Origin of the sequence: Streptomyces sp. NPDC056222, from assembly GCF_042264065.1 — a bacterium.
Taxonomy (GTDB): domain Bacteria; phylum Actinomycetota; class Actinomycetes; order Streptomycetales; family Streptomycetaceae; genus Streptomyces.
Genome location: NZ_JBHJTL010000044.1, coordinates 1 through 25,664, shown reverse-complemented (window position 1 = coordinate 25,664; position 25,664 = coordinate 1). Strand labels below are relative to the sequence as shown.

At 68.8% G+C, this 25,664-nt stretch carries 28 protein-coding genes; 18 read left to right on the top strand and 10 right to left on the bottom strand.

Features of this window, described 5'->3' with window-relative positions; all coding sequences use genetic code 11:
* Positions 1-135: 135 nt before the first annotated feature.
* From ACFC0D_RS21250 to ACFC0D_RS21230, 5 genes are all read left to right on the top strand, one after another.
* Positions 136-1,383 carry a cytochrome P450 gene (locus ACFC0D_RS21250; protein WP_376438060.1) on the top strand — a complete coding sequence of 416 codons (1,248 nt, stop codon included), beginning with the start codon at positions 136-138 and terminating at the stop codon, positions 1,381-1,383.
* A 137-nt stretch (positions 1,384-1,520) separates the two neighbouring features.
* Positions 1,521-2,579 (top strand): DUF2330 domain-containing protein, encoded by a 1,059-nt coding sequence (locus tag ACFC0D_RS21245; protein ID WP_376438058.1) that lies wholly within the window; start codon positions 1,521-1,523, stop codon positions 2,577-2,579.
* Entirely contained in the window at positions 2,576-3,244 is a 669-nt protein-coding gene (locus tag ACFC0D_RS21240; protein WP_376438056.1) for an O-methyltransferase, read from the top strand. The genes ACFC0D_RS21245 and ACFC0D_RS21240 overlap by 4 nt, the downstream gene beginning before the upstream one ends.
* A gap of 31 nt (positions 3,245-3,275) precedes the next feature.
* The gene (locus tag ACFC0D_RS21235) at positions 3,276-3,611 is read left to right on the top strand and encodes an antibiotic biosynthesis monooxygenase family protein (protein ID WP_376438054.1); all 336 of its coding nucleotides are present in this window, start codon (positions 3,276-3,278) and stop codon (positions 3,609-3,611) included.
* A gap of 44 nt (positions 3,612-3,655) precedes the next feature.
* A complete protein-coding gene (locus ACFC0D_RS21230) occupies positions 3,656-4,141 on the top strand; it encodes a GNAT family N-acetyltransferase (RefSeq protein WP_376438051.1) in 486 nt (161 codons plus the stop codon).
* Between the two features lie 131 nt (positions 4,142-4,272).
* Here the strand turns inward: ACFC0D_RS21230 and ACFC0D_RS21225 are convergent, their stop codons facing one another.
* Positions 4,273-6,327: a DHA2 family efflux MFS transporter permease subunit gene (locus ACFC0D_RS21225; RefSeq protein ID WP_376438049.1), complete on the bottom strand. Its 2,055-nt coding sequence runs from the start codon at positions 6,325-6,327 to the stop codon at positions 4,273-4,275.
* Positions 6,328-6,478: 151 nt separating this feature from the next.
* Here ACFC0D_RS21225 and ACFC0D_RS21220 point away from each other — a divergent pair, with 151 nt between their 5' ends.
* Both ACFC0D_RS21220 and ACFC0D_RS21215 read left to right on the top strand, forming a co-directional pair.
* Entirely contained in the window at positions 6,479-7,561 is a 1,083-nt protein-coding gene (locus ACFC0D_RS21220; protein ID WP_376438047.1) for a peptidoglycan-binding protein, read from the top strand.
* Positions 7,562-7,775: 214 nt separating this feature from the next.
* Positions 7,776-8,444 carry an HAD-IA family hydrolase gene (locus ACFC0D_RS21215; RefSeq protein ID WP_376438045.1) on the top strand — a complete coding sequence of 223 codons (669 nt, stop codon included), beginning with the start codon at positions 7,776-7,778 and terminating at the stop codon, positions 8,442-8,444.
* Between the two features lie 79 nt (positions 8,445-8,523).
* Here ACFC0D_RS21215 and ACFC0D_RS21210 read toward each other — a convergent pair whose 3' ends face one another.
* Positions 8,524-9,264, bottom strand: coding sequence for an ABC transporter permease (locus tag ACFC0D_RS21210; RefSeq protein ID WP_376438043.1), 741 nt, complete (start codon positions 9,262-9,264; stop codon positions 8,524-8,526).
* Positions 9,265-9,449: 185 nt separating this feature from the next.
* On the opposite strand from ACFC0D_RS21210, the gene ACFC0D_RS21205 reads away from it, so the two are divergent.
* The 4 genes from ACFC0D_RS21205 to ACFC0D_RS21190 all read left to right on the top strand — a co-directional run bounded on the left by ACFC0D_RS21205 (position 9,450) and on the right by ACFC0D_RS21190 (position 13,178).
* The gene (locus ACFC0D_RS21205) at positions 9,450-10,112 is read left to right on the top strand and encodes an HNH endonuclease family protein (RefSeq protein ID WP_376438041.1); all 663 of its coding nucleotides are present in this window, start codon (positions 9,450-9,452) and stop codon (positions 10,110-10,112) included.
* A gap of 63 nt (positions 10,113-10,175) precedes the next feature.
* Positions 10,176-11,825, top strand: coding sequence for an alkaline phosphatase D family protein (locus ACFC0D_RS21200; protein WP_376438039.1), 1,650 nt, complete (start codon positions 10,176-10,178; stop codon positions 11,823-11,825).
* 181 nt (positions 11,826-12,006) lie between these two features.
* The gene (locus tag ACFC0D_RS21195; protein ID WP_376438137.1) at positions 12,007-12,459 is read left to right on the top strand and encodes a DoxX family protein; all 453 of its coding nucleotides are present in this window, start codon (positions 12,007-12,009) and stop codon (positions 12,457-12,459) included.
* A 95-nt stretch (positions 12,460-12,554) separates the two neighbouring features.
* The gene (locus ACFC0D_RS21190) at positions 12,555-13,178 is read left to right on the top strand and encodes a DedA family protein (RefSeq protein ID WP_376438135.1); all 624 of its coding nucleotides are present in this window, start codon (positions 12,555-12,557) and stop codon (positions 13,176-13,178) included.
* Here the strand turns inward: ACFC0D_RS21190 and ACFC0D_RS21185 are convergent.
* Both ACFC0D_RS21185 and ACFC0D_RS21180 read right to left on the bottom strand, forming a co-directional pair.
* Positions 13,138-13,386, bottom strand: coding sequence for a DUF2277 domain-containing protein (locus ACFC0D_RS21185; protein WP_329121055.1), 249 nt, complete (start codon positions 13,384-13,386; stop codon positions 13,138-13,140). The genes ACFC0D_RS21190 and ACFC0D_RS21185 overlap by 41 nt on opposite strands.
* A gap of 299 nt (positions 13,387-13,685) precedes the next feature.
* On the bottom strand, positions 13,686-13,910 hold the full coding sequence (locus tag ACFC0D_RS21180; protein ID WP_376438036.1) for a hypothetical protein: 225 nt from the start codon (positions 13,908-13,910) through the stop codon (positions 13,686-13,688).
* A gap of 191 nt (positions 13,911-14,101) precedes the next feature.
* On the opposite strand from ACFC0D_RS21180, the gene ACFC0D_RS21175 reads away from it, so the two are divergent.
* A complete protein-coding gene (locus ACFC0D_RS21175; protein ID WP_376438034.1) occupies positions 14,102-14,860 on the top strand; it encodes a GntR family transcriptional regulator in 759 nt (252 codons plus the stop codon).
* Here the strand turns inward: ACFC0D_RS21175 and ACFC0D_RS21170 are convergent.
* Together ACFC0D_RS21170 and ACFC0D_RS21165 are read right to left on the bottom strand one after the other, a co-directional pair.
* The gene (locus tag ACFC0D_RS21170) at positions 14,802-15,635 is read right to left on the bottom strand and encodes an MBL fold metallo-hydrolase (RefSeq protein WP_376438031.1); all 834 of its coding nucleotides are present in this window, start codon (positions 15,633-15,635) and stop codon (positions 14,802-14,804) included. The two genes, ACFC0D_RS21175 and ACFC0D_RS21170, sit on opposite strands and share 59 nt — an antisense overlap.
* Positions 15,635-16,132: a DUF4231 domain-containing protein gene (locus tag ACFC0D_RS21165; protein WP_376438029.1), complete on the bottom strand. Its 498-nt coding sequence runs from the start codon at positions 16,130-16,132 to the stop codon at positions 15,635-15,637. Before ACFC0D_RS21165 ends, ACFC0D_RS21170 begins: the two co-directional genes overlap by 1 nt.
* Before the next feature lie 676 nt (positions 16,133-16,808).
* Here ACFC0D_RS21165 and ACFC0D_RS21160 point away from each other — a divergent pair.
* The 3 genes from ACFC0D_RS21160 (at position 16,809) to ACFC0D_RS21150 (ending at position 18,502) form a co-directional block, all read left to right on the top strand.
* Positions 16,809-17,102: a hypothetical protein gene (locus ACFC0D_RS21160; protein WP_376438027.1), complete on the top strand. Its 294-nt coding sequence runs from the start codon at positions 16,809-16,811 to the stop codon at positions 17,100-17,102.
* Between the two features lie 440 nt (positions 17,103-17,542).
* The gene (locus tag ACFC0D_RS21155) at positions 17,543-17,974 is read left to right on the top strand and encodes an SMI1/KNR4 family protein (RefSeq protein WP_376438025.1); all 432 of its coding nucleotides are present in this window, start codon (positions 17,543-17,545) and stop codon (positions 17,972-17,974) included.
* Between the two features lie 150 nt (positions 17,975-18,124).
* Positions 18,125-18,502, top strand: a complete 378-nt coding sequence (locus ACFC0D_RS21150) for a hypothetical protein (RefSeq protein ID WP_376438023.1) — start codon at positions 18,125-18,127, stop codon at positions 18,500-18,502.
* Between the two features lie 448 nt (positions 18,503-18,950).
* On the opposite strand, the gene ACFC0D_RS21145 is transcribed toward ACFC0D_RS21150, so the two are convergent.
* A complete protein-coding gene (locus ACFC0D_RS21145) occupies positions 18,951-19,607 on the bottom strand; it encodes a hypothetical protein (protein ID WP_376438021.1) in 657 nt (218 codons plus the stop codon).
* Between the two features lie 734 nt (positions 19,608-20,341).
* Here ACFC0D_RS21145 and ACFC0D_RS21140 point away from each other — a divergent pair.
* Positions 20,342-20,542 (top strand): hypothetical protein, encoded by a 201-nt coding sequence (locus ACFC0D_RS21140; RefSeq protein ID WP_376438019.1) that lies wholly within the window; start codon positions 20,342-20,344, stop codon positions 20,540-20,542.
* A gap of 184 nt (positions 20,543-20,726) precedes the next feature.
* On the opposite strand, the gene ACFC0D_RS21135 is transcribed toward ACFC0D_RS21140, so the two are convergent.
* The 3 genes from ACFC0D_RS21135 to ACFC0D_RS21125 form a co-directional block, all read right to left on the bottom strand.
* Positions 20,727-21,278 carry a hypothetical protein gene (locus ACFC0D_RS21135; RefSeq protein WP_376438017.1) on the bottom strand — a complete coding sequence of 184 codons (552 nt, stop codon included), beginning with the start codon at positions 21,276-21,278 and terminating at the stop codon, positions 20,727-20,729.
* Between the two features lie 465 nt (positions 21,279-21,743).
* Positions 21,744-22,040 carry a hypothetical protein gene (locus ACFC0D_RS21130; protein ID WP_376438015.1) on the bottom strand — a complete coding sequence of 99 codons (297 nt, stop codon included), beginning with the start codon at positions 22,038-22,040 and terminating at the stop codon, positions 21,744-21,746.
* Positions 22,041-22,246: 206 nt separating this feature from the next.
* Positions 22,247-22,483: a hypothetical protein gene (locus tag ACFC0D_RS21125; RefSeq protein ID WP_376438014.1), complete on the bottom strand. Its 237-nt coding sequence runs from the start codon at positions 22,481-22,483 to the stop codon at positions 22,247-22,249.
* Positions 22,484-23,198: 715 nt separating this feature from the next.
* Here ACFC0D_RS21125 and ACFC0D_RS21120 point away from each other — a divergent pair.
* Together ACFC0D_RS21120 and ACFC0D_RS21115 are read left to right on the top strand one after the other, a co-directional pair.
* On the top strand, positions 23,199-24,659 hold the full coding sequence (locus ACFC0D_RS21120) for an Eco57I restriction-modification methylase domain-containing protein (protein WP_376438013.1): 1,461 nt from the start codon (positions 23,199-23,201) through the stop codon (positions 24,657-24,659).
* Positions 24,656-25,627, top strand: coding sequence for a BsuBI/PstI family type II restriction endonuclease (locus tag ACFC0D_RS21115; RefSeq protein WP_376438012.1), 972 nt, complete (start codon positions 24,656-24,658; stop codon positions 25,625-25,627). The genes ACFC0D_RS21120 and ACFC0D_RS21115 overlap by 4 nt, the downstream gene beginning before the upstream one ends.
* The last annotated feature ends 37 nt before the right edge of the window (positions 25,628-25,664 follow it).

The window sequence follows — 25,664 nt, the reverse complement described above, 5'->3', positions numbered from 1 at the left end:
GCGCCGATTACCGGCAACAGTTCCCGTCGCATCCCTTGCGACTTGTAGAACCCGTTACTACCTTGCCGTCACCTTCTGATGGACCGTCAGACATGCTGTCAGGCACGCGTGTCTCAGACATGGAGTGTGTTGCCGATGCCCTGCCCTCACCTCCCCGAAGGGTTCGACGCCACCGACCCCGATCTGCTCCAGAGCCGCATCCCCTTCCCGGAGTTCGCGCGGCTGCGACAGACCGCGCCCGTCTGGTGGTGCCCCCAGCCGCGCGGCATCACCGGCTTCGACGACGAGGGCTACTGGGCCGTCACCCGGCACGCGGACGTCAAGTACGTCTCTACCCACCCCGAGCTGTTCTCCTCCACCGAGAACACGGCCGTCATCCGCTTCAACGAGCACATCACCCGGGACCAGATCGAGGTCCAGAAGCTGATCATGCTCAACATGGACCCGCCCGAGCACACCCGGGTCCGCCAGATCGTCCAGCGCGGCTTCACACCCCGCGCGATCCGCACCCTGGAGACGGCGCTGCGCGAGCGCGCCCGGGCGATCGTCGAGGAGGCGAAGCGGAACGTCGCGTCCGACGGCTCCTTCGACTTCGTCACCCAGGTCGCCGTCGAGCTGCCGCTCCAGGCGATCGCCGAACTCATCGGCGTACCGCAGGAAGACCGCGCCCGGATCTTCGACTGGTCGAACAAGATGGTCGCGTACGACGACCCCGAGTACGCCATCACCGAGGAGATCGGCGCCGAGGCCGCCATGGAACTCATCGGGTACTCGATGAACCTGGCCGCCGAACGCAAGGAGTGTCCGGCCAAGGACATCGTGACCCAGCTCGTCGCCGCCGAGGGCCAGGGCAACCTCTCCTCGGACGAGTTCGGCTTCTTCGTGCTGCTGCTGGCGGTGGCCGGCAACGAGACCACCCGTAACGCCATCAGCCACGGCATGTACGCCTTCCTCACCCACCCCGAGCAGTGGGAGCTCTACAAGCAGGAGCGCCCGGCGACCGCCGCAGAGGAGATCGTGCGCTGGGCGACCCCGGTGGTCTCCTTCCAGCGGACGGCCACCCAGGACACCGAGATCGGCGGCCAGAAGATCCGCAAGGGCGACCGGGTCGGGCTCTTCTACTCGTCCGCCAACAACGACCCCGAGGTCTTCGAGAACCCCGAGACCTTCGACATCACCCGCGACCCGAACCCGCACCTCGGCTTCGGCGGCGGAGGCCCGCACTTCTGCCTCGGCAAGTCGCTCGCCATCAACGAGATCGACCTGATCTTCAACGCGCTCGCGGACGTCCTGCCCGATCTGACACTCGCGGGCGAGCCGCGCCGGCTGCGCGCGGCCTGGCTGAACGGGATCAAGGAGTTGCAGGTCCGGGTCGGCTCCTGACAGACCGGAAGGCGGGAGCCCGTCCCCCTACGCCCGGGGCTCCCGTCTCCCGCCTCCCTCGGCCCCGCGGCACCCGGAACCGGAAGCTCGCGCCCCGCGTCTGAGCGCACATGCGGGGGACACAGAGAATTCTGGCCATGATCGTCGCGCTGCTCGCGCTCCAGCTCGGCACACTGATCGCACCGGCCTACGCGTGCGGCTGCGGGGCGATGATCCCCGACCGGAACCAGCGCATCGGCGTCGACCGGGAGACCTCGGCCGTGCGCTGGGACGGCCGTACGGAACAGATCGTCATGCGCTTCACGGTGCGCGGGAACGCCGAACGGGCCGCCTGGATCATGCCCGTACCCGGCCGGGCCGACGTCGCGCTGGGCGACCCGGAGCTCTTCGACGCCCTGGAGGACCTCACCCGGCCCGAGCGCAAGGACCGGTACTACTTCTGGCCGCGCGGCGGCGACTGGCCCTTCGACCACAACGTCTCGGACGGAGCCGGGGCCGCCATGCCCGGGAACAGCGCCGACGTCGGTGTCGTCGGGCGCGAGCGGCTCGGCCCCTTCGACGTGGCCCGGCTGACCGCCACCAACCCGAAGGCGCTGAGCGGCTGGCTGGAGGAGAACGGCTTCGAGCTCTCCGACCGGCTCTCGACCGAACTGCGGCCGTACGTCGAGCGGAAGTGGGAGTACGTCGCGGTGCGCCTCGCGCCCGACGCCACCGGCACGGCGCTCCGGGGCGACCTCACCCCGCTCAGGATCACCTTCGCCAGCGACCGTCTCGTCTACCCCATGCGGCTCTCCCGCCTGGCGAAGACCCCTCAGTCCCTCGGCCTGTACGTCCTCGCCGACCATCGCATGGAGCCGCGCGACGACATCGGCGGAGCGCCGCCCGAGGTGACCTTCGCGGGCGGGATCGAGGAGAAGGACGGCGCCGTGGCGGCGCTCACCGGCGGGCGCCCGGTCTATCTGACCGCCCTCGACCAGGAGTTCCCCGAACCGTCGCGGATCGACGGCGACCACGAACTGAGGACGGTCGCCGACACCCCGTACCGGGAGGTGATCTACACCGGCCGGCTGCTCACGGTCGGCGACGGGATCCCGGTCTGGCTCCTGACGGTCTCCGGCGTGCTGCTCGCGGCGGCCGGAACGGCCGTGGCGGTACGCGCCCGGCGCAGGCGCCCTGCGGTACGTTCGGCCGCATGACCAACGACCAATGGACCGCCGTAGACCGCTACTTCACCGACCTGCTCGCCCCGGCCGACGAGGCGCTCGCCGCCACGCTCGCCGACTCGACGGCCGCCGGGCTCCCCGAGATCGCCGTCGCCCCCAACCAGGGCAAGCTGCTGAACCTGCTCGTCGCGACGCGGGGCGCGCGCACGGTTCTGGAAATCGGCACGCTCGGCGCCTACAGCACCATCTGGATGGCCAGGGCGTTGCCCGCCGACGGCCGGATGATCACCCTGGAGTACAACCCGGCCCACGCGGAGGTGGCCCGCGCCAACATCGCCCGCGCCGGCCTCGACTCGATCGTCGAGGTCCGGACGGGCGCGGCGCTGGACACCCTGCCGAAGCTGGAGGCGGAGGGCGCGGGCCCGTTCGACTTCGTCTTCATCGACGCCGACAAGGCGAACAATCCGCACTACGTGGAGTGGGCGCTGAGGCTCTCCCGCCCCGGCACGGTCATCGTCGTCGACAACGTGGTGCGCGGCGGGAAGGTCGCCGAGGAGGACCCGAACGACGCGGCGATCACCGGCACCCGCGCGATGTTCGAACTGATCTCGCGCGAGCCCCGGTTGGACGCGACGGCGTTCCAGACGGTGGGTGTGCGGGGGTACGACGGGCTGCTGATGGCCCGGGTCGTGGGCTAGGACCCGGGGTGCCGGTCATATCCTGCCCTCCATGAGCATCGTGAAGATCAACGTCCTGACCGTCCCGGCCGAGCAGCGCGAGGTCCTGGAGAAGCGCTTCGCGTCCCGTGCCGGTGCCGTGGAGGGCTCCGACGGCTTCGAGTGGTTCGAGCTGCTGCGACCGCTGGAGGGGACGGACCAGTACCTGGTCTACACCCGCTGGCGCAGCGAGGAGGACTTCCAGAACTGGATGAGCGGTTCGATGAAGGCGGCCCACCAGGGCACCTCCGGCGGTCCCGAGGGCGAGGGCCGCCCGAAGCCGGCGGCGACCGGCTCCATGCTGTGGTCGTTCGAGGTCGTCCAGCAGGCCGCGCCCAAGCAGGGCTGACCGCGCTCGAAAAGCAGGCGACGGATCCGGGTCATCCGCCCAGAATGGCGCGCATGACCTGGACCTTCGCCCCCGAGCGTGTCGACACCCCGGACGCCACCGCCCTGCGCCGCGACTACTACGACGACGTGGCGAGCCGCTACTGGCAGCGGCCCGCGACCGGGGCGGAGATCGACGAGGGGCTGACGAACGACGGGGTGGAGCTTCTGACTCCGCCGACCGGACAGTTCCTGGTGGCCCGGTACGAGGGCGAGGCGGCCGGCTGCGGTGGTGTGCTGCTCCTCGACGGGGAACGCGCCGAGCTGACCCGGGTGTTCGTGCGCCACGCCTTCCGGGGCAAGGGCGGCGCCGGGGCCCTGCTCGGGCACCTGGAGGACGCGGCCCGTGAACTGGGCATGCGTCGGATGGTCCTCAACACCCGTCTGGACCTGGTCGAGGCGCGCGCCTTGTACGGCCGCCACGGATACGCGGAGATCCCGGCGTACTGCGAGGGCCCGTACATGGACATCTGGTACGGCAAGGACCTCTGACGGCACGGCGGTTACGCGGGGTGGCCGCCGGGCGGTTACGCACGCCGGCCGGACGGTCGGGTGCTGTGGCCGCCGGACGGCTTACGCGGGGTGGTCGCCGGACGGCTTACGCGGTGTGGCCACCGCGCGGTTTACGCGTGGTGGTCGCGGGGTGGCTCCGGCAGGCGTGGTCGCTCCGCGTCCGAGCCGTTCAGCTCGGCCGTCAGTTCCTCCACCAGCTGCACCAGATCCGTCGGCCGGTCCGGCCCCCACCAGTCCCCCAGCAGCTCGGCGAGCGAATCCTCACGCGCCTTCGCCAGCTTCGCGGCGGCCTCGACCCCCTCGTCGGTGAGGATCAGCTGCAACCCCTCCCGGCGCGCGAGGCGGCGCTCCTCGACCTGGCGGGACGCCTCGGTGATGGCCCGCAGCGGTACGGGGGTGGTCTCGGCCAACCGGGCCGGTTCCACGGTCCCGTGGCGGCGGATCCGCAACAGCAGCCAGCTCGCGGCCGGCAGCAGATCGAGCCCGGCCCTCGCGGTGATCTTCTCGTAGATCTCCCTGCGCCCCTTGCGGGAACCGAGCACGGACAGAGCGCGCGCGCACTCCTCGTAGGAGGACCGCTCCACCGGGTTGGAGGCCAGGGTCTGGCTGGCGTCGGGGGCGGTGACCGAGCCGCGCAGCGTGTCCTCCTTGAGGAACCAGGCGACCACGAAGGCGACGAAGACCACCGGCGCCGCGTAGAGGAAGACGTCGGTGATCGAGGTCGCGTACGCGTGCACGACCGACGGCTGCAGCTCGGGCGGGAGCGCGGCGATCGCGCGCGGGTCGGCGGCGATCTGTTCGGGTCCGGTCCCGGGCGGCAGCGGCTGTCCGGCGAGGGCGCCCTCCAGTTGGGTGTTGAGCCCATGGGTGAAGATGGCGCCGAAGACGGCGACACCGAACGAGGCCCCGATGGAACGGAAGAAGGTCGCGCCCGCGGTGGCGACGCCGAGGTCCTGGTAGGAGACGGCGTTCTGGACGACGAGGACGAGGACCTGGATGACCAGGCCGAGTCCGACGCCGAAGACGAAGAAGTCGACGCTCATCTGCCAGGTGGAGCTGTGTTCCGTCAGTCTGTGGAGCAGCAGCAGCCCGAGGGTCGTGACGGCGGTGCCGGCGATGGGGAAGACCTTCCAACGGCCGGTGCGGGAGACGACCTGACCGGACGTCGTCGAGGCGAGGAACATGCCGACGACCATGGGCAGCATGTGGACGCCGGACGCGGTCGGTGTGACGTCCTGGACGACCTGGAGGAACGTCGGCAGATAGGTCATCGCACCGAACATCGCGAAGCCCACGACGAAGCTGATGGTCGAGACGAGGGTGAAGGTCCGGATCCGGAACAGCTTCAGCGGTAGTACGGGCTCGGCAGCGCGCTGCTCGACGTACACGAAGCAGACGAGGAGTACGGCTCCGAGGACGGCGAGCCCGATGATCTGCGGGGATCCCCAGTCCCAGGTGGTGCCGCCGAGGGAGGCGACGAGCACGAGGCAGGTGGCGACCGAGGCGATGAGGACGGTGCCGAGGTAGTCGATGGTGTGCCGGGTGCGGCGTGCCGGGATGTGCAGCACGGCGGCGATCACGAAGAGGGCGACGATGCCGATGGGCAGGTTGATGTAGAAGACCCAGCGCCAGGAGAGGTGCTGGGTGAACAGTCCGCCGAGCAGCGGGCCGAGGACGCTGCTGCCGCCGAAGACGGCGCCGAACATCCCCTGGTACCTGCCGCGTTCCCGGGGCGGGACGAGGTCGCCGACGATGGCCATCGACAGGACGATGAGGCCGCCGCCGCCGAGCCCCTGGAGGGCGCGGAAGCCGATGAGCTGCGGCATGTTCTGCGCGATGCCGCAGAGGGCGGAGCCGATGAGGAAGATGACGATGGCGGCCTGGAAGAGCTTCTTGCGGCCGTACTGGTCGCCGAGCTTGCCCCACAGGGGCGTCCCCGCCGTCGACGCGAGGATGTACGCGGTGACGACCCAGGAGAGGTGCTCCATGCCGCCGAGCTCGCTGACGATCGTCGGCAGGGCGGTGGAGACGATGGTCTGATCGAGTGCGGCGAGCAGCATGCCGAGCAGCAGCGCACCGATCGCGACGACAATGCTTCGGCGACTCCGCCCCTCCCCAGGAGCGGGGTCGCCGCCGAGGTCCGGCGAGCGTACTTCCTGGGCCATAAGCATCTCCGGGGCGTGTCCTCAGGGGTCCGTATCCCCTCATCCTGATCGTTGTGCCCCCTTATGTCCTCCCGAGGGGAACGGCTGTTCAGGTGACGGACAGGAGCGGCCTGCATAATCGCTGCCAGGTGAACTGGGGAGGGGATCCACCATGACCGGACACGTCTGTCCTGAATGTGGTGTACAGAGAAGACCGGGCTGCGCCTGCGTCCAGGCGGAGATCGCCGCGGCGGAGGACTTCGACCCGCTGCGGATCAGGCCGTACGTGACCCTGGACGCGCCGGCACGGGGCGCGAACGAGGCACCGCCGCCTCCGATACCGCTTCCGATTACGGTTCCGGTTCCTGCGCCGGGCCCGGTCTCGGGTCCCGTTCCGGGTCCGGTGGCGCCCGCGCCCGCACTCGTACCGCCGACGGTGGCGCACCCGGTCGCGGACGGCCCCGAGACCATGCCGCTGCTGCTGCCCGGGATCGGCGCGACGCCCGCACCCGTACCGCCGGCGGTGGCGCACCCCGTCGGGGACGGCCCCGAGACCATGCCGCTGCTGCTGCCCGGGATCGGCGCGACGCCCGCCCCGGACGACGACGTCTACGACGGGACCGACGGGCGCTACGAGTACGACAGGTACGACGAGCCCGAGCCACGGCCCGCCACGCGCCGACGGGGCGCGATCGTGGCGCTCGCGGCGGCGGTCGCGGTCGCGGTCGTCGCCACTGCGGCGGTCGCGGCGGGCCTGCTGGACGACGGGGACGAGACGGACGACCGCGCGGCCGTGCCCACGGTCACCACGAGCGCGTCGGAGAACGTCGCCGTATCGGAGGAACCGACCACCACGCCGTCCACGTCGACATCGGCGTCGGCCTCCGCATCGCGCTCCGCTTCGGCTTCGCCCTCGCCCTCCGCCGTCCGGACCACGAAGGCCACCACGACCGCGCCGGCCGTTCCTCCGCCGCCCACGGCCACCCGGACCACGTCCGCCCCCACCCCCACGCCCACCCGGGAGACAGCACCCCCGACGCTGCGCCAGGGGGACTCCGGGGCCGAGGTCGAGGAGCTGCAGCTGCGACTCAAGCAGGCGTGGGGCGTCTACGACGGCCCGATCGACGGCGAGTACTCCAGGCAGGTGAGGCGCGCGGTGGAGAGGTTCCAGGAGTACCACTCCATCGAGGACGACGAGGAGGGCGTGTACGGGCCCGAGACCCGACGCGCCCTGGAGGCACTGACCACCGGCTGACGTCCCCCACCGGGCACCCGCCCCGCGGGACGCCACCCGCCCCACCGGGCGCCATCCGATCCGCCGGGCACCGCCCGAGTCCGCGATGCGGAACGGATTGGCGTAGACGGCTCCTCGTTTTGTATCGTGGAGAAACAAAGTGGCTCCCGCCCGCACTCCCTGACCGGTGGGCGGGGCCACTTCGTTCTCCTCCCACCCCCTCTGGAGACCGTCGATGCCCGCCATCACCCCGGCAACGCTCACGACCCGCGCCCTCCTGCTCGACATGGACGGCACCCTCGTCAACTCGGACGCCGTCGTCGAGCGCTGCTGGCGCCGATGGGCGATCCGGCACGGGCTGGACCCGGAGCAGGCGCTCAAGGTGGTCCACGGCCGCCAGGGGTACGCGACGATGGCCGTCCTCCTCCCGGACCGGCCCATGGAGCAGAACTACGCGGACAACCGGGTGATGCTGGCGGAGGAGACCGCCGACCTCGACGGCGTCGTCCCCGTCCCTGGCGCTCCGGCGTTCATGGACGCCATCGACGGCCTCCCGCACGCGCTGGTGACCTCGGCCGACGAGGCCCTCGCCCAGGCCCGAATGGGCGCGGCGGGGCTGCGGATGCCGGAGACCCGGGTCACGGCGGAGCGGGTCGGGGCGAGCAAGCCGGACCCGGAGGGCTTCCTCAAGGGCGCGGCGGAACTGGGCTTCGACCCGGCCGACTGCGTGGTCTTCGAGGACTCCGAGGCCGGCATCCAGGCAGGACGCGCGGCCGGAATGCGGGTGGTGGGCGTGGGCCCGAGGGCGGCGGCCTTCGCCCCGGACGTCCACGTCATGGACCTGACGGCGCTCACGGTGACGCGGATACCCGACGGCACCCTCCGTCTGACGTTCCCGGCGTAAGGCCCGGCGGCGGCGCCCAGCCGAGGGCCCCGTCCCGCCCTGGCGGTCAGCCGCGCGCCAGAGCGCCCCGCCCCGGCGGTCAGCCTCGTGCCAGAGCGCCCCGCGCCACCAGTTCCAGGACGACGGCCACCGCCACCGCCTGGACCACGAGCAGCGCCACCAGCACGAACAGTTGCACCGCCCCCGCCTGCCACGGCGACGCACCGCCCAGCAGCATCCCCACGAACGCGCCCGGCAGCGTGACGAGTCCGACCGTCCGCGTCTGATCGAGGCCCGGCAGCAGCGCGTCCGACGCCGCCCGCCGCGCGACCTCCAGGCGCGCCTCGCGCTCGGCGAGGCCGAGGGCGAGTCCCGCCTCCACCTCGCCGCGCCGTGTCTCCAGTTCGTCCAGCGCCCGCCGCCCGCCCAGCACCGTGGCCGTCAGCGCCCCGCCGATGAGGATGCCGGTCACCGGGATGAGCGCCACGCCCCGCACCGGCACGAGCCCGGTGAGCACCAGCGCCCCGACGACCGGCACCACACCCGCCGCGATCGGCACGCCGGCCCACCACCAGCCGCGCCCCGGGGACGGCACCACCCGCCGCCCGGCCGTCCACACGGCCACCCCGTACATCAGCAGCAGGAACCCCAGCAGCAGCGGCAGATACCGCATCACCGAGCCGATCACCAGCGACACCGCGATCAACTGGACCGCCGCACGCCCACCCGCGACCAGCGTGTCGCGGGCGCGCCCGAGCCGAGCGAGCGCGACGACACCCGCGGCCACGGCAAGGAGAACGGTCAGAACCACCGCAAAGGTGATGTTCACTTCCAGAAGCACATGCCAACCCTAGGTGCGGAAAACGGAACTGCCGTTCCGTCACCCTTGATATGACGTGCCCATGTCGCCACCCTGTTACCTGGCGCACCCCCCACCGAAACCCGGCGCCATCACGCTGACCTGGCCGCCCGGCACCCCGCCCGGGGACGGCATGGCCAAGGTCCCCCCATTCCCAGGGAGTTCGTATGCTTGCCGCAAGCGTCTACGCGCGTCGAATAGCCCGTCGCATGACCGTGCTCGCCGCCACCGCCGCCCTCTCCGTCACCGGCCTCCTCGCCACCGCCCCCACCGCGCAGGCCGCCATGCCCACGCCGGTCAGCGCGGCCACCGCCCGTACCTACCTCGCCTCCCTCACGGTGAAGGCGGAAGGTTCCTCCTCCGGCTACAGCCGTGATCTCTTCCCGCACTGGATCACCCAGTCCGGCGCCTGCAACACCCGCGAGGTCGTCCTCAAGCGCGACGGCGTGAACGTCGGCCAGGACTCCAGCTGTGCCGCCGTCAGCGGCACTTGGTTCTCCGAGTACGACGGCGCGACCTGGACCGTCGCCTCCGACCTGGACATCGACCACATGGTGCCGCTCGCCGAGGCCTGGCGCTCGGGCGCCAACTCGTGGACCACCGCCAAGCGCCAGCAGTTCGCCAACGACCTGACCCGCCCGCAGCTCATCGCGGTGACGGACAACGTCAACCAGTCCAAGGGCGACCAGGATCCCGCCGAGTGGCTGCCGTCGCGCACCTCGTACCGCTGCACCTACGTCCGCGCCTGGGTCCACACGAAGTACTACTGGGGCCTGAGCGTCGACTCGGCCGAGAAGAGCGCCCTCCAGTCCGTCCTGAACGGCTGCTGAGAACGCTTCCTGCACCCCTCCGTCGTTCCGTACCGTACGGCGGGACGACGGAGGGGGATCACGATGGCGGCCGGGCTCAGAATCGGACCACTGCTGCGGTACGTCGACGGGGTGACCGGCGACTCCGCGACGATCTGGATCGAGGCCGACCGGCCGTGCACGGCCGAGGCCCGGTGCGCGTCCGGCGGCGGCGGCAGCACCCGTACGTTCCAGATCGCCGGCCACCACTACGCCGTGATCCCGGTGACCGGCCTGACATCGGGCACGGCGACGGAGTACGAGATACGGCTGGACGGCCACCGGGTCTGGCCCCTGCCCGACTCCCGCTTCCCGCCGAGCACCATCCGCACACCCGCCCCCGGTGACGGGGTCTCCGTGGCCTTCGGCTCGTGCCGCTGGGCGGCGAAGCCCGCGGCCGGACACGACCCGGTCGGCCCGGACGCCCTCGACACGCTCGCATCACATCTGGCCACCCACCCCGACGCCGAACGCCCCGACGTGCTCCTGCTGTTGGGCGACCAGGTGTACGCGGACGAGACCTCGGCCGCCACGCGCAGCTGGCTCGCCGCCCGCCGGGATCCGCGCGACCCTCCGGGCTCGGAGGTCGGCGAGTACGAGGAGTACACCCGGCTCTACGACGAGTCCTGGCAGGACCCCGAGGTCGGCTGGCTGCTCTCCACCGTCCCCAGCTGCATGATCTTCGACGATCACGACATCATCGACGACTGGAACACCAGCGCCGCCTGGCTGACCCGCATGCGCGCCACGCACTGGTGGAGCGAGCGGGTGCTGAGCGGGCTGATGTCGTACTGGGTCTACCAGCACCTCGGCAATCTCTCCCCGGCGGAGCTCGCCGCCGACCCCCTGTACGCCGAGGTGTGCGGCTCGCCCGACGGCACGGAAGCGCTGCGGCGGTTCGTGGCGCAGGCGGATGCCGATCCGGCGTGCGTGCGCTGGAGCTACCGCCGCGACTTCGGCCGCACCCGGCTGCTGATGATCGACACCCGGGCGGCCCGCGTCCTCCGTGAGGAGGGGCGGGCGATGCTGGACGAGGCCGAGGCGGCGTGGGTCCGTGAACAGGCGCTGGCCGACCGGGGTTCGTACGACCATCTCCTCGTGGGCACCTCGCTGCCCTGGCTGCTGCCCCCGCTGATCCATGACGCGGAGACCTGGAACGCGGCACTGTGCCGGGGCGTGCGGGGCGGTCCGGGCGGGCGGTGGGCACGGTTCGCGGAGGATCTGCGGCAGCGGGCCGACCTGGAGCACTGGGCGGCGTTCCCTTCGTCGTTCGAGGCCCTGACGCGCCTGCTGGCGGAGGCGGGCAGCGGCCCGCAGGCGCCGGCGACGGTGTGCGTCCTGTCGGGGGACGTCCACCACGCGTATGTGGCGGAACCCCGATGGCCCGACGGGGAACCCGAGGCTCGGGTGACGCAGCTGACCTGCTCGCCGCTCCACAACGCGATCCCGCTCTCGGTCCGTCTGGGTTTCCGGTTCGGCTGGAGCCGCGCCGGCCGCCGACTGGGCCGCGTCCTCGCCCGCCACGCCCACGTGGACCCCACGCCGGTCGACTGGCGCAGGACGGGCGGCCCGTGGTTCGGGAACCAGCTGATGACCCTCGCCCTGCGTGGCCGTTCGGCCCGCCTGACGCTCACTCAGGCCCGCCGGGGCGGCCGCCTGGTGACCGTGGACGAACGGATCCTCAGCGGCGGTTGAGTCCCGGCAGCGACGCGGCCGAGGCCGCGTGACGATCACCACAGATCTTCGAATGACCGAATGTTGAACTTGCAAGTACTACTGAGGGGTGCCTAACCTGACGGCCTCATCGGTTCCGTCCCCCACGTTCCGTTTCCCCGGAAGCGGACCCGACCGAAGGAGTCCCGTCCCCATGAACAACCTGTCGAACCGCCTGAATCAGGGCCAGCCGTACGCGCTCGGCCTGTTCCGGATCGTCATAGGCCTGCTCTTCGCCTGCCACGGCGCCGCCTCGCTCTTCGGCGTCCTCGGCGGCGCGATGGGCGGCGGCACCGTACCCACCGGCACGTGGCCCGGCTGGTACGCGGCCGTGATCCAGCTGGTCGCGGGCGGGCTGGTCCTTGTCGGCCTGGGCACCCGTACCGCCGCCTTCCTCGCCTCCGGCTCGATGGCGTACGCGTACTTCAAGGTCCACCAGCCCGAGGCGCTCTTCCCGCTCCAGAACAGCGGCGAGTCCGCGGCGCTGTTCTGCTGGGCGTTCCTGCTGCTCGTCTTCACCGGCCCTGGCGCGCTGGCACTCGACCGGCTCTTCGGCGCGACCCGCGGCGCCGGTGCGGAGCAGCGCGAGAAGCAGGCCGCTCCGGTCACGGCGTAACACCCGGAGCGCAGGGGCCGGATTCCGCTTGTGCGGTTTCCGGCCCCTGCCCCGTTTTCGCACTCCGCGCCCGCGTAGGCTCTGGCGCTGTGAATGTGCTCGACAGCATCGGGTCACTGCGGTCACTGACCGCAGGCCCGTGGATCTACGCGGTGGTGGCCACGTCGGTGCTTCTCGACGTCTTCCTGCCGGTGCTGCCGAGCGGGGTCCTCGTGATCACGGCCGCGACGGCGGCGGCGACCGCCACGGCGGCCTCCCCCGACGTCCCCTCCGTGCTCCCCCTCCTCCTGTGCGCGGCCACGGCCTCCGTCCTCGGCGACTTCGTCGCGTACCGGCTGGCCTGGCGCGGCGGCGCAAGGCTCGATCGAGCCATCGCCCGCTCACGCCGGCTGACCGTCGCGCAGGAACGTCTCGGCGTGGCGCTGGCGCGGGGCGGAGGGCTGCTCGTGGTGATCGCCCGCTTCGCCCCCGCGGGCCGCTCGGTGGTCTCGCTGGGCGCGGGTGCGGCCAGGCGACGGATCGTGGAGTTCCTGCCGTGGTCGGCGCTCGCGGGCGTGGCCTGGGCGGGCTACAGCGTGGCGCTCGGCTGGTTCGGCGGGCTGTGGCTGGGGGCGACCTGGATCGGCGCGGGGGCCTCGATCCTCGCGCTCTTCCTGGCGGGCGCACTGGCGGCCTATGTCATACGGCGTCCGGCTGCGGCTCCCGCACCGGCTTCCTGAGCCCACGCACCTCCAGGCCGTCGAGGAGCCGCTCGGTCGCGGCGGCGATCTCGTCCACGGCCCGGTCGAACACCTCGCGGTTGTGCGCGGCGGGGTGATGGAAGCCGGAGACCTTGCGCACGTACTGCAAGGCGGCGGCGCGCATGTCCTCCTCGGTGGCCTCTTCGGGCAGGGCGGGCGGTCGGAGAGTCTTGATGCTGCGGCACATGCCTCCAGTGTGACGCGCCGTACTGACAACGTCAGGGCCCGCGACTCAGGCCGGAGGGCGCGTACGGCCGGGGGGGGCGGGCCGCCGGGAGGGGACGGCGCACACGGCGGTGGGCGTACTCGGCACGATCGGTGGGCGTGGGCGTACACGGCGGTCGGCGCACACGGCACGCTCGGCGAGGGTGGGCGTACACGGCACGCACCGCGGGATCGGCGCACGCGGTGGCGGGCGGCACGCACGGCTGGGGTCGGCACACTCGGCGACGATCGGCGCACGCGGTGGCGATCGGCACCGGCGGGTCACGTCCCGAGACCCCGTCTGCTCCGCGCGTTGATCTCCGCGGCGCGCGCCCGCAGTTCTCGCATGGGCGTGGCGAGATGCACGTCGCCGGGTTCGGCCTCCCACTCGCAGCCGCCGTGGACGGGCCGGATCAGAAACCGGCCGGCGACGCTGTCCATATAGAAGCCGACCCGCCCGGTGGCGGCGTCACGGACCAGGTCACCGACCTCGGGCAGTGGTTGCACGAATCCCCTCCGTCCCGGAGCTCCAGTTCTCTAGAGATACACCCAGAGAAACCCGATGACTCCTCCCTGTCAACGTATCTCTAGAGATGTCCCCCGTTGGATGGATCGACCGCACGGGTCGGCGCACACACGTGCATCCGCTCGTCCGAGCGCGCCGTAGGGTGTCCCGCAACGAAGGGAGTGGTCCACCCATGACTGACCAGGACAGCGGTCGTCGGCCCAAGTACCAGCGCATCGCCGACGAGTTGAGAACCGCCATCCAGTCAGGCGCCTTCGCCCCCGGCGACCGGCTCCCCGGCGAGAACGATCTGATGACCACGTACGACGTGGCGCGGATGACGGCCCGCCAGGCCCTGTCCGTACTCCGCAACGAGGGCCTGGCCGAGGCCCGCAAGGGCGCCGGGGTCTTCGTCCGCTCCTTCCGCCCGCTGCGCCGCCGGGGCATCCCCCGGCTCGCGCAGGACCACTGGGGCACGGGCCGCTCGGTCTGGTCGGCGGACATCGAGGACCGGGCGCTGGTGGTGGACCAGATCGAGGTCGGCGAGGCGGCGGCGAACGCGCGGGTGGCCGCAGCGCTGGGCCTGCCGCCGGACTCCCCGGTCTGCGTCCGCAGCCGCCGCTTCGTCCTGGACGACAAGCCGGTCCTGCTCTCCGTCTCCTACCTGCCGGCCGCCCTCGCCCAGGGCACCCCGATCACGGCCCCGGACACGGGCCCCGGCGGCACCTACGCCCGGCTGACCGAACTCGGCCACCAGCCGGTCCACTTCCGAGAGGAGATCCGCTGCCGGATGCCCACGGCCGACGAATCCACGCGACTCTCCCTGGAGTTCGGAACGCCGGTGATCCTGATCGGCCGTACGGCCTTCACGGACAAGGGGGTCGCGGTGGAGCTCAACGAGATGACGCTGGACTCCGCGTCGTACGTCCTGGAGTACGACTTCGACGCGTGACCGCGAATACGGCGCCGGGTGCGGCGTACTCGACCGCGCCAGCGCCCGCACCCGCACCCGCACCCGCGAACACCCTGCCGGCGTCCGCCACGGCGCGCTCGGGCGTGATGCCGGGCCCCACATGGGTCACGACCAGCCTGCCGACGCGGGCGTCCACCGCCGTCCACCCCGCCTGCTCGGCGGAGTGGTGCCCGGGCCCCTCACCGTCGGCCTCGCAGACGAACAGTTCGCAGTCCCGAGCGAGTTCGGTGAGGGCGGGGCAGGGCTCGCAGTCACCGGAGTACGCGATCCGGCGCCCGTCCTGGTCCTCGACGCGCAGCGCGAAGGCGGGCATCCCACCATGCTCGACGGCGCGCGCACGCAGGCTCAGCCCACCCACGCGGGCCTCGTGCCCGTCGTACAACTCCTCTACGGCGAAGGCGTCTTCGACGGGGCTGCGGTGGGGCCCGTTGGTCAGAAACGCGGCGAGCCGATCGGCGATGGCGGGCGGCCCGTAGAGAGGCACCGGCGCATCGAGCCGGATGTCGGCGTACAGGAGCGCGTAGTAGGCGGTGAGCAGGTCGGAGCAGTGATCGGCATGCAGATGGGAGATCCACACCGCGTCGATCTCTCCGAGCCCGGTGTACCGCTGCAGCTCCCCGAGCGATCCGCTGCCGGCGTCCACCCACACGCGGACGCCGCCGCCCTCGACGAGATAGCCCGAGCAGGGGTTCCCGGGCAGGGGATAGGGGGTGGCGGATCCGAGCACGGTGATCCGCAGCACGCCGTCGTCCATCAGCTTCCGCCCGTCACGGTCCCGACCTCGGGGCGGGGTGCCGGCACACCGTTCTGCTGCACGTCGGCGTTCACCTGCCCGCCGAGGGTCATGACGTTGAGGGTCGCGGAGTTCTCGTTGGCGATGGCCTTCTCCACGCGGGCGACCAGGGTGGTGAAGGAGTCCCGCTCGGAGAGGTTCCGGTAGGGCCCGACCTTGGCCTCGAAGTAGACCCGCTCGTGCCCCAGCAGTTGCTCGGTCGACCGGTAGTTCTTCCACTGCTCGCGATACCGGTACACGCTCTCCAGCGACACGGAAGCGACGACGACCAGACTGAGCGCGGTGGCGGTCACCCTCGCGAACGACAGATCGAGATTGACCAACACGGGCACGAGCGCGGCGCCGACGACGGAGACGGTCCGCATCCGCAGATGCATGGCCTTCATCTTGGTGGCCTTGCGGTCGTACCACTCCTGGTACTGCACGAGCCGACTGTCGATGTACCCCTGCGGAGTCATGGCCCCACCCTCGACCCCTGCCTCCGGAGCATCCCCCACCTCATCCATACCCACGAGTACACCGCCCCTGGCCGCGCAGGGTCAACTCCCGATGCCCCACTCCACGTCGGCCACACACCCACAACCCGAAGAGCGACTACGCACCGCCATCGGGCACCCGGGCCGGGCACGAGCGTGCGCCTTCATAGCCGCCACCGCCAGGAGCCTCCGAGAGCCTCAAGGCTGCCCGCGTCCGCTGCCGTTGCTGTCAGGCGGGGACGTCGCTGTCGAACAACTCCGGATGCGGGCACGGCTCCAGCGGGTCGCGCGGCCGGTCGGCCCACTTCCACCAAACGTGACGGTTGGAGCACCCCCAGACCATGCGGCAGGTGCGCCGGTCATCATCCTCGCGCCGGCACAGAACGAAGGCGCCGGCCTCCAACGGGCGATCGCAGGCAGGACAGATCGGCATACACACCCCGGGTTCGGGTGGACAGAAACACCCCATCCTGGCCGACGGTCACCCACAGACGGAACACAGCACACCTGTCATCGTCGGTCGCCATCGACTCTGGACATGAGTTGCGGCGCCGTCCACCGATGACTATTTCGTCGCTCTGCGAACTCGCCCGACTACTTAACGCTAGGATCACGGCATCGCCGCGGCCGCGCGGCGGACCGAGACAGGGGCACCTCAATGGCCATCATCGTCACCTTCGATCTTCCTGGCGCCGGACAGGATCTTTACGACGCGGTGATCGCACGTGTGACCAATGGACAAGGCTTCACTCAGTTCGCAGACCTGCCGAATGCGGGTCTCGTCTCTCACGCGGCGGGGCCGGTTGCCGGAGGGTTCCGCGTGACCGAGGTCTGGGAGAGCGCGGAGGCCCTCGAAACCCACGCGCAGACCTTTGGTCCGATCCTGGCCGACCTCGGCCACACCGACGTGCAGCCCACGATCATTCCGGCTCACAACGTCGTCGTACGGTAAGGACGGTTCAGGCTCTGCCTGAACTGCACCGGCCCCAGTCCGGGCAGCTCCCCCAGCTTCACCACAACCCCGGGTGCTGCCACTGGTCGTCGCCGACCTCCGCAGGGGGCCGTACGGCCCCGGTGAGCGCCGGATGCCCTCCCGCGGTGCTCACCGCTGCACAGCCCAGTGTCGTTGAACGCTGCGCGACCCGCAGGAGCCCTGGATCAGGCACGCGGGAGACATAACCCCACTGTCAGCGCCCCGAGCTAGCCTTCCCGAGGTTGGGCCGGCCTGGCACCGCACGACGGTACGACGCGGCCATGGGGGGCGTGGTGGCTCCGACCTCGTGCAGATCCGACCCCACCCCACCCCCTTCCCAGCCGTCAGCCTTCTGATCCGTAGCTCCAGCCGAATCGGTCAGCGATGTCCATGTCGGCGGTCCCGCTTAGGCTGCGCCCATGTGGAAGGAAGCTGCTGCTGGAACCTTGCCCGACGTCGAGTTCCAGGCACCCATTGACACGACGGCGCTGGCTGAGGCAGAGCAACGTCTCGGCCAGAGCCTGCCATCACAGCTGACTGCGCTGCTGATGGAGTCAGACGGGATGGTCGACGCGTACGGGACTGACGTCGTTTGGTCGCTTGATCGGATCGTGGAACAGAACCTGGTGTTCTGGTCACCCGACGCGTTCCCGGGCTTGTACATGCCCTTTGATCCGCTGCTGTTCTTCGGCGACAACGGCGGGGGCGACCAATTCGCCTTCGTAATCAACCCGGAGCGTCCGGACATCTTTGTCTGGGACCACGAGACTGACGCTCGGATGTGGGCTGCGCGCGAGTTGAAGGACTACCTGCACCGTTCACTCGCGGGCGAAGGCGAGTGGTGGCGGTAGCCTCTCGAAAGATGTGCTGACCTGGGGGCGGATCAGCGTGGTGACTCGAGCGCCCCGTGCTTCCCCTCTCGTCCTCCGCCCAATCGGGGGGCAAGGGGCACACAACTCAGCGGAAGCCAGCTCTGGGGCATGGAGAACTATGCTTCGCCCATGCGCCACCTGGTTGAGTCGTTCGCTGTCGGCGCCCTCCGACGCGGTCGGGGCATTGAGCAGTTCCTTGGAGCTGTCGGCACTCCGTCGACACCAGCTGTTCGGTGGGTCGGAATTGAGCCGACCAAGCGAGGGTACGTGGTGACACTCCACGTGGTTGAGGACGTGGGGAACGAGCAGTTTTGCGATCTGCTGGAGTTCCCGCCACTGGACCCCGACAACGAATTCGGGGTGGAGCTCACTGTCAGTGCTGACGAGCTTGCCGCGATGGCTGAAGCGGAAGCTCAGGCGGGCGCACGTCGTGATCGCTGGGTGAACGCCGGCGTCGCCGGTGATGAGTACCTCGACTTCGTCCGCGCGGGCAGCGCCACACCATGAGATCGACGCAGTCGCGAACGGCACTCCACATCTGGCACGACGCCCCTCCTCCTCCCGCCGCCAAGGAACGAACAAGGCCCAGGCTCCCGGTTCAGCACCGGTGACCTGGGCCTTCGTCGTGCTTCCTGCTGGTGGGCGGGGATGCCTGGCTGAGCAATGGCGAGGCAGGACTCATGCAGCGAGGGCCGTTCAAGACCGTCCATGATCCCTGGCGTTGCCGTCAGAGACTGCCGTCAGCAGCGCTCCGCCCAAGGGGCAGCAGGGTGCATAGGCTTGGCCAGGTCCCGTCGTCGCTCGGTCCGGCTAGGCAGAACGCGGCATGCTCAACATCACGCGCGTGAACGAGGTACACGCCGCTCACATGAAGGACGCGCAGCCGGGTACCCGCCGTTCCCTCCTCCGCTCCGGCCCGGCGGCCGCGCGGGCCGGAGCTTTGGAGGCTGGCGGATCATGCGTCGGGGTTCATGCCCTGGGCGGTCTTCTTCAGCCGGTCGATCTGGAGTTTCGCGAAGTCGTTGTAGTTCGGCTTCTCCACGAAGGTGCCGTCGCCGTTCACCACGGCGACGACGCTGCCGATCCGCATCATGACCATGGTCTCGCCGTCGGCGTCCTCGAAGGCATCGGTCTCCTCGGCGCCCGCGTCGATCTCCACCGGCTTCGCCTTCTTTCCGTCCTTCTCGGCCTTGCTGCGCTCCTCGGTGACCAGGGCCTTGTACGTGGCGCTGGCGTCGCCCGGGCTCTGGAAGGCCAGGATGCCGAAAACGACCTCACCGTCGAATTCGGAGCTGTCGCTCCGGCCGCTGTCATCCGTGTCGAAGTCGGTGCCGCCCATACTGAGCAGCCCGCCGCAGTTGGACTCGGTCGATCCGGTGCACGCCTCGACGGCCTCGTCGCCGACCTCGACCTCGATGTCGTCGCCCTCGAAGCCCTTGGGGGCGCTGGCCTTGCTGGGGAGGGCGGTGCGGACCATGTCCGGCGTCAGCGTGACCGGGGGCTTGTCGCCGTCCCCGCGGAAGGAATCCAGGCCGTCGTCCGAACCACCACACGCCGTCAGTACGGCCATCAGCACCACTCCGGCCACGATCCCCCGTGCTGCCTTACTCAACGTCAACCCCTTGCACTCATTACCGATTTGACGTGGACACTCAAGCGCATGCGGGCTGAACACACCAAATGCGTCTCGCCCGTCGCCTGCCGTAGTACCCCGTTCATCTGCAGCAGCGGCTTGGCCGGCCCGGTGATACGGGTGGCTCACGGAGAGCGTGAGCCGCTGCCAGGCATCGGCCCCCGGCGATCAGTCGCGTTGTCGCCCGGCACCGTGAGTTGCGGCATGAGGCCGGAGCGGCTTTGGTCGGTGTTCTGCGCGGGCCAGGGATGAGCGCCATCAAAGCGACTGCCGTCAGCCACTACCGTCAAAGGCCCCCGCAGCGACTCGCTGCGGGGCCGTTGTACTGGTGGGCGCGGACGGTTCCGAACCGCCGACATCTGCTTTGTATGCCTGGCAGCGACGTCCCAGCCGTCATCCCAGCTCAGCCAGCCTGCGTGCTGCGACGGCTGCCGAGGGGCGCTACCACCTCGGTGGCCCTCCAGTGACCGTGGCTGACCGCTCGATCTGGCACGCATCCGGCACACACGGTCAGAACTCGATGCGCTGTCTCATGACGTCGTCGGCAACCTCGCCGCACCGCAGAAAGGCGGCCCCTCGGCGGCCGGTTCATGGCGGAAGTGCCGGGTGCCCAGGTGTCAGACGGATGCTCACCAGGGGTGGTCTGGGCCGTCCTCGGACTCCGGGTCTCCCACAGGATCGGCCACGCAGCGGGCACGGCTAGGCTGCGGCTCATGCCTGACATCAAGCCGACAGAGCCGGAAGCCGAGAGGGCCAGCGGACGTGTCCCACTGTGGCTGGACGCCGAAGATCTTCGTCGGCTTGCATCCCACTGCTGCTGCTCCGAGGACACTCCGGAGGAAGATCGCGAGCAATGCGGGCGCATCCGCTTCCGGGCATCGGCCGCGCTGCACAAGCATGGCCTGAGCCGCTGACCGCTTTCGGCGGACAATCTTGAAAGCCGTCGTGGCGCAAGTCACCGTGGGTTCAAATCCCACACCCACCGCCAGGTGAAACGGCCCCTGACCAGGACATACGGTCAGGGGCCGTTCTGATGCGTTGAGCCCGCTCGGCACCGTGGCTTTCCGCGTGATCGAGCACGGATGGGGCACGGTGCTGTTACCCCGCTCGCTCGATGGCCAACTCGCTGCGAGCCGGTTCGGCCCTCCACATGGCGGCCAGCTGCGGGTAGGACTCGATGAAACGGCGCATCTCTTCGAGAGCGATGGCTCGCGGAGCGCCGATCTTGCTGTGGTCGTATCCGGTGTCTTGAAAGCCGATGCTGCTGAGGTCAGCCCATTCGCGGTCCTCGTTGAAGATGAGCTGCAGCTCAGCCTTCCAGTACTCGGGCTGCCAGTAAGGATCATCTCGGTCTCCGCGATCACTGACCGCGAGCAGGCGCCCGAAGGACAGCGACGGCTGATCGTCGTTCCAGTCCCAGTTGCCCCACTCGACGATGAAGCCATCGCCGTCGTTCTCGGGCTGCTCGATGCCTGCCAACTCGACCTGGAGAAATGCCACGAAGGCATCCCACGCAGCGTCAACATCGCGTACGGCGTCCGGCTCGACCCCATGCCGCCTCAGCAGCTGCGCGAACACCTCGACGCTGGAGCTCCACGAAATGGGCATGCGGGATGCTACCCCGCTGGCCCAGCCCACCAGTTTCTCCAACTCCCATCCCGTCTGCTGTCGACCCGAACGTACGTGGATCGGGCGCGCTGCCAGGCGTCCAGATGGAGCGCGCCACCGTACGGACGACCTGGACGCCCGGTGCCGTGTCTGCTCGGCTTGCCCCGGGTCGATGGCAGACGGGATGAGAGTTCCCAGCCCCAGCACCCCACCGGCCGACACCCGCGGACAGCGCTTCTTCCCCGCCTCCGCGACTGAGGAAAGAACAAGGCCCAGGCTCCCGGTTCAGTACCGGTGACCTGGGCCTTCGTCGTGCTTCCTGCTGGTGGGCGCGGACGGTTTCGAACCGCCGACATCTGCTTTGTAAGCCTGGCACCGACACCTGAGCCATCACCGCAGCTCATCCCACTTGGGCGCTGCGACGGTTCCTACGAGCTGTGGACCCCGTGACGTTCCTCAAGTGACCGTGGCTGACCGCTCGATCTGGCACACATCTGGCACGCGTGCTCAGAGCTCAACCCGCTCGCTCACGACTCCGTCATCAGGCTCCCCATAACGCAGCACAACGTGCGCCGGCCGAAACGGAAGCGCACGCAAGCCCGGCTCCATCACCCGATACAAGGCGTCCGCATCAGGCCCATAGGCGAAGATCACAACCTCACCCCCGCCGAACTCATTGCCGTCAACCTCGCCAACACCAGCGGCGGCGACCGCGGCACCCATCGACCGCTCGACCTCGAACACCTGTGACCACTGGTCAGATTCACCAAGACCGTCGCCGCCCAGCTGGAAGCGAGCGATCACGGCGTGCTCCGGAGGTGTCTCCGGCAAGTCGAAGAGTGCGTCCTGCTGACAGCACCCTCCCACCGGGCACTGGCAGTCGACCTCTGCTCGCGGCATCCGAGCGTGCGACGCTCGATCGACACCCGCTTTGTAAGCTCGCGCGGACCACGGCCGGTAAGGGTGTATCCCGGCTCGCGGACACCACGAAGGGCCGTACAGGACCGCTGTCAACCACCGTCGTTGATGTCAGATTTAGATGTCACCTGTCGCCGGTCCGCGAACGGCCGCCGATAGTCCGAGGCCTCCCCGACCGGGGGATAGTCCCTGCCGAACATCACGTAGACGGGGTGCTCGGGATCCCCGGCTTCCAGCCTCAAGAAGATGTCCACGTCGTGGTTCGCGAAACGATGCAGGTACTGGACGAACAGCTCCAGCTCCTCATCAGATAGCCGCTCGTTGTGCATGCCACCCCACTAGAGACTGATCGACCGGCTCGGACGGTACCCAATGCTGTGAACACGCCGCGTAGCAGCAAGCCGGGGCCATCGCCTAGCAGCCCGCCCAAGGCTGCCGGCGTCCACCTCGGCAAACGTTGCTGAGCACCAACGCACAGAGGCTCCCAGACACCGTCCCAGACACCTCTGTGCTGCACGCCTGCGCCCACGGCTCCGGAGGCCCTTGAAACTGAGGCAACGTCGCTGTTCAGGGCCTTGCAGGCGGCCATTTGGCGAGTAGCCGCCCACAGGTAGTCCACGGGATCCAACCACCGCCTTAGGAATTCTCCCAAGTCAGGATGACGCGAACGCAGGGGGCTACGCGGTATGGGACTGAACCCTTGTCGCCGACCAGGCATTCCAGGAGATTGGTCCCCGCGATGTGCACCACGGCACTATCCGAGTACCTGATGGAATTCAGCGCGGCTTCCTAGTGGCCAACAGAACGATTGGTGCGCGAGCGACTTAGATCCGAGGCATTGAGCCGCAGTCCTTCCGGTCATGTGATGCATGCGACAGCATCTCCCCCGTCGCTGCGAAGAGTCTCTGTTGCTCACGCGGGTTCGTCAGCTGCGCAGTCGACGGGCAGGTCCGGGTACCCCGGCTCTTGCAAGACGGAGGGTGTTGCTCGTGGTCTGCGCCGTCCGGTACCGCCCTTCGAGCGTGAGCCGGTTAGTCTCTACGCGTGGATCTGATCGCCAGCACTGAGACCCGGCGCCAAGCTGCTCTCGGCCAACTAGACCCGAGTACCCAAGCAGCACTAGGGCAGTTCTTCACTCCCGTGAAGGCTGCCGCGCTGATGGCCTCAATGCTTCGAGTCGACGACCTCGGCGGCACCGTCCGGGTACTCGATCCAGGGGCTGGCGCGGGGTCTCTGAGCGCTGCTCTCGTCCATCGGCTGCACACCGAGCGACCCGACGTTGCAGTCCACGTCGTGGCTGTGGAAGCCGATCCCTTCCTCACGCCCTACCTACGCGCCACTCTCGAGGAATGCCGAGCCGCCTACGGTATTTCCTACGACCTAGTCGAAGGTGACTACTTGCTTTACGAGGGCGCGAAATTGGATGATCCATTCGACCTCGTGATCGCCAATCCGCCGTACGGAAAGCTTGCCTCAGATTCGCCTGCACGGCTTGCAACAGCCGCGCGCGTCGTCGATACCCCAAACCTCTACGTGGCCTTTTGGGCGCGGGCAGTTGCTTCGCTCAAGAAGGACGGGCAGGGAGTCTTCATTGTTCCCCGCTCATGGGCAAGCGGGCCTTACTATCGCCAATTCCGCCACTGGCTGCTATCGACGGCAAGTCTCGACGCGCTCCATGAATTCGAAAGCCGCACCAAGGTATTCGCGGACACGAAGGTGAAGCAGGAGAATGTAATTGTTGTCTTCACTTCGAGACCTCAGATTTCCAATGTGACCCTCTCGAAATCGGTTGCGCAAGACGAGGATCCCATTGTGCGCCCTGTGCCGTTCTCGACGATTGTCCAAGACGAAGACGATGACAAAATCGTACACTTCACCGAAGGCGTGCCAGTACCATCGGCAGCGAGATTCACTCTGGCCGATCTCGGTATCGGCGTCAGCACGGGAAAGGTGGTCGATTTCCGCAACCGTCAGTATCTGACTGACGACTTGGACATTCTCGGTGTCACTCCGATGATTTATCAGTCAAACATTCGGTCCGGCGGGATCGATTGGCCGCAAGTGAACGCGAGAAAGCCGCAGGGGTTCGTCGCCATCGACGATGCTGCAATCCGCCAACTTCTTCCTCCAGGTCCGTATGTTGTCGTGAAACGTCAAACTGCGAAGGAGGACCGCCGGCGTGTCGTTGCTGCGCTCTGGGACGGCCCCAGCAGGGTCGCATTCGACAACAAGACGAACTATCTGCATGAATCTAGTAATCCGCTCGAGCGGAATCTCGCTCGCGGTCTCATGCTCTGGCTGAACTCGACCGTATTGGATCGATATTTCCGAGCGTTCTCGGGCCACACACAGGTTAACGCGGGCGACCTGCGCCGCCTCCCATTCCCCTCGCGCGAGGACCTAATTCTTCTCGCCAAGACAGCACCCGATGGTCTGCCTAGCCAGGAGGCGCTGGATGCCATGGTGGCCAAACTCTTCCCAGACATGCCAGACTCCACCGCGTGACCACCGGCAACGAAATCGACGAGACTATAGCGACCATCGGCACCGCACGGGCGCTACTGAAGAGCTTCGGGTTCGACGCGCAGCGACATAACGTCCGCAGTGCCGTGACGCTGCTCGCGCTTGCTGGCCTGAAGCCGGGAGACCACTGGGCCGACTCGACTACCCCACGTCTTGGTGTGCAGAAGATCATGGACTGGTCTGGCGTGCATTGGGCCAAGCCCTACGCCACCGGTAGCCGGGAAGATTTCCGCAAAAAGACCCTGCGTCAATGGGTTGACAACGGATTCGCGGTCCTCAATGCGGACAACTTGAATATCGCCACAAACTCGCAACTCAACGAGTATTGTCTGTCTGATGAGGCCCTTCAAGCGGTCAGGTCATATGGCACGGACGTTTTCGAGAATGCCCTGGAGGGATTTCTCGATGGAGCATCGAAGGCAGTTAGGGCGCGGGCGGAAGCCCTCCACGCCGCCATGATCTCCATTGATCTGCCTGACGGGGAAGAGTTCCTGCTCTCCCCTTCTGGGCAGAATCCGTTGTTGAAGAAAATGGTCGAGGAATTTGTGCCGCGCTTTGCACCCAACGCGAAGGTGCTCTACCTCGGAGACACCCGGGGGAAGCACCCTCTCTTCGAGGAAAGGATTTTCGAGGAGACGCTTGGACTGACTTTCGATCCCCACGGCCGAATGCCGGACCTTGTCCTCTACGACGAAGTCCGCGAGTGGCTCTTCCTCATGGAGGCTGTAAAAAGCAAGGGCCCGTTCGATGATGAGCGTCATCGTTCCCTGCAAAGCCTATTTGCCACGCCTGTAGCGGGACTCGTTTTCGTGAATTGCTTCGAGACGCGTGAGGGGATGCGCCAGTGGCTTCCTGAGCTTGCTTGGGAGACTGAGGCTTGGGTCGCGGACGATCCTGATCATCTAATTCACCTAAACGGCACACGCTTCCTCGGCCCGTACGAAGGCTAGCCCCGAACCGTGCAGCCCTCCGCGCACGGCCGGCCGT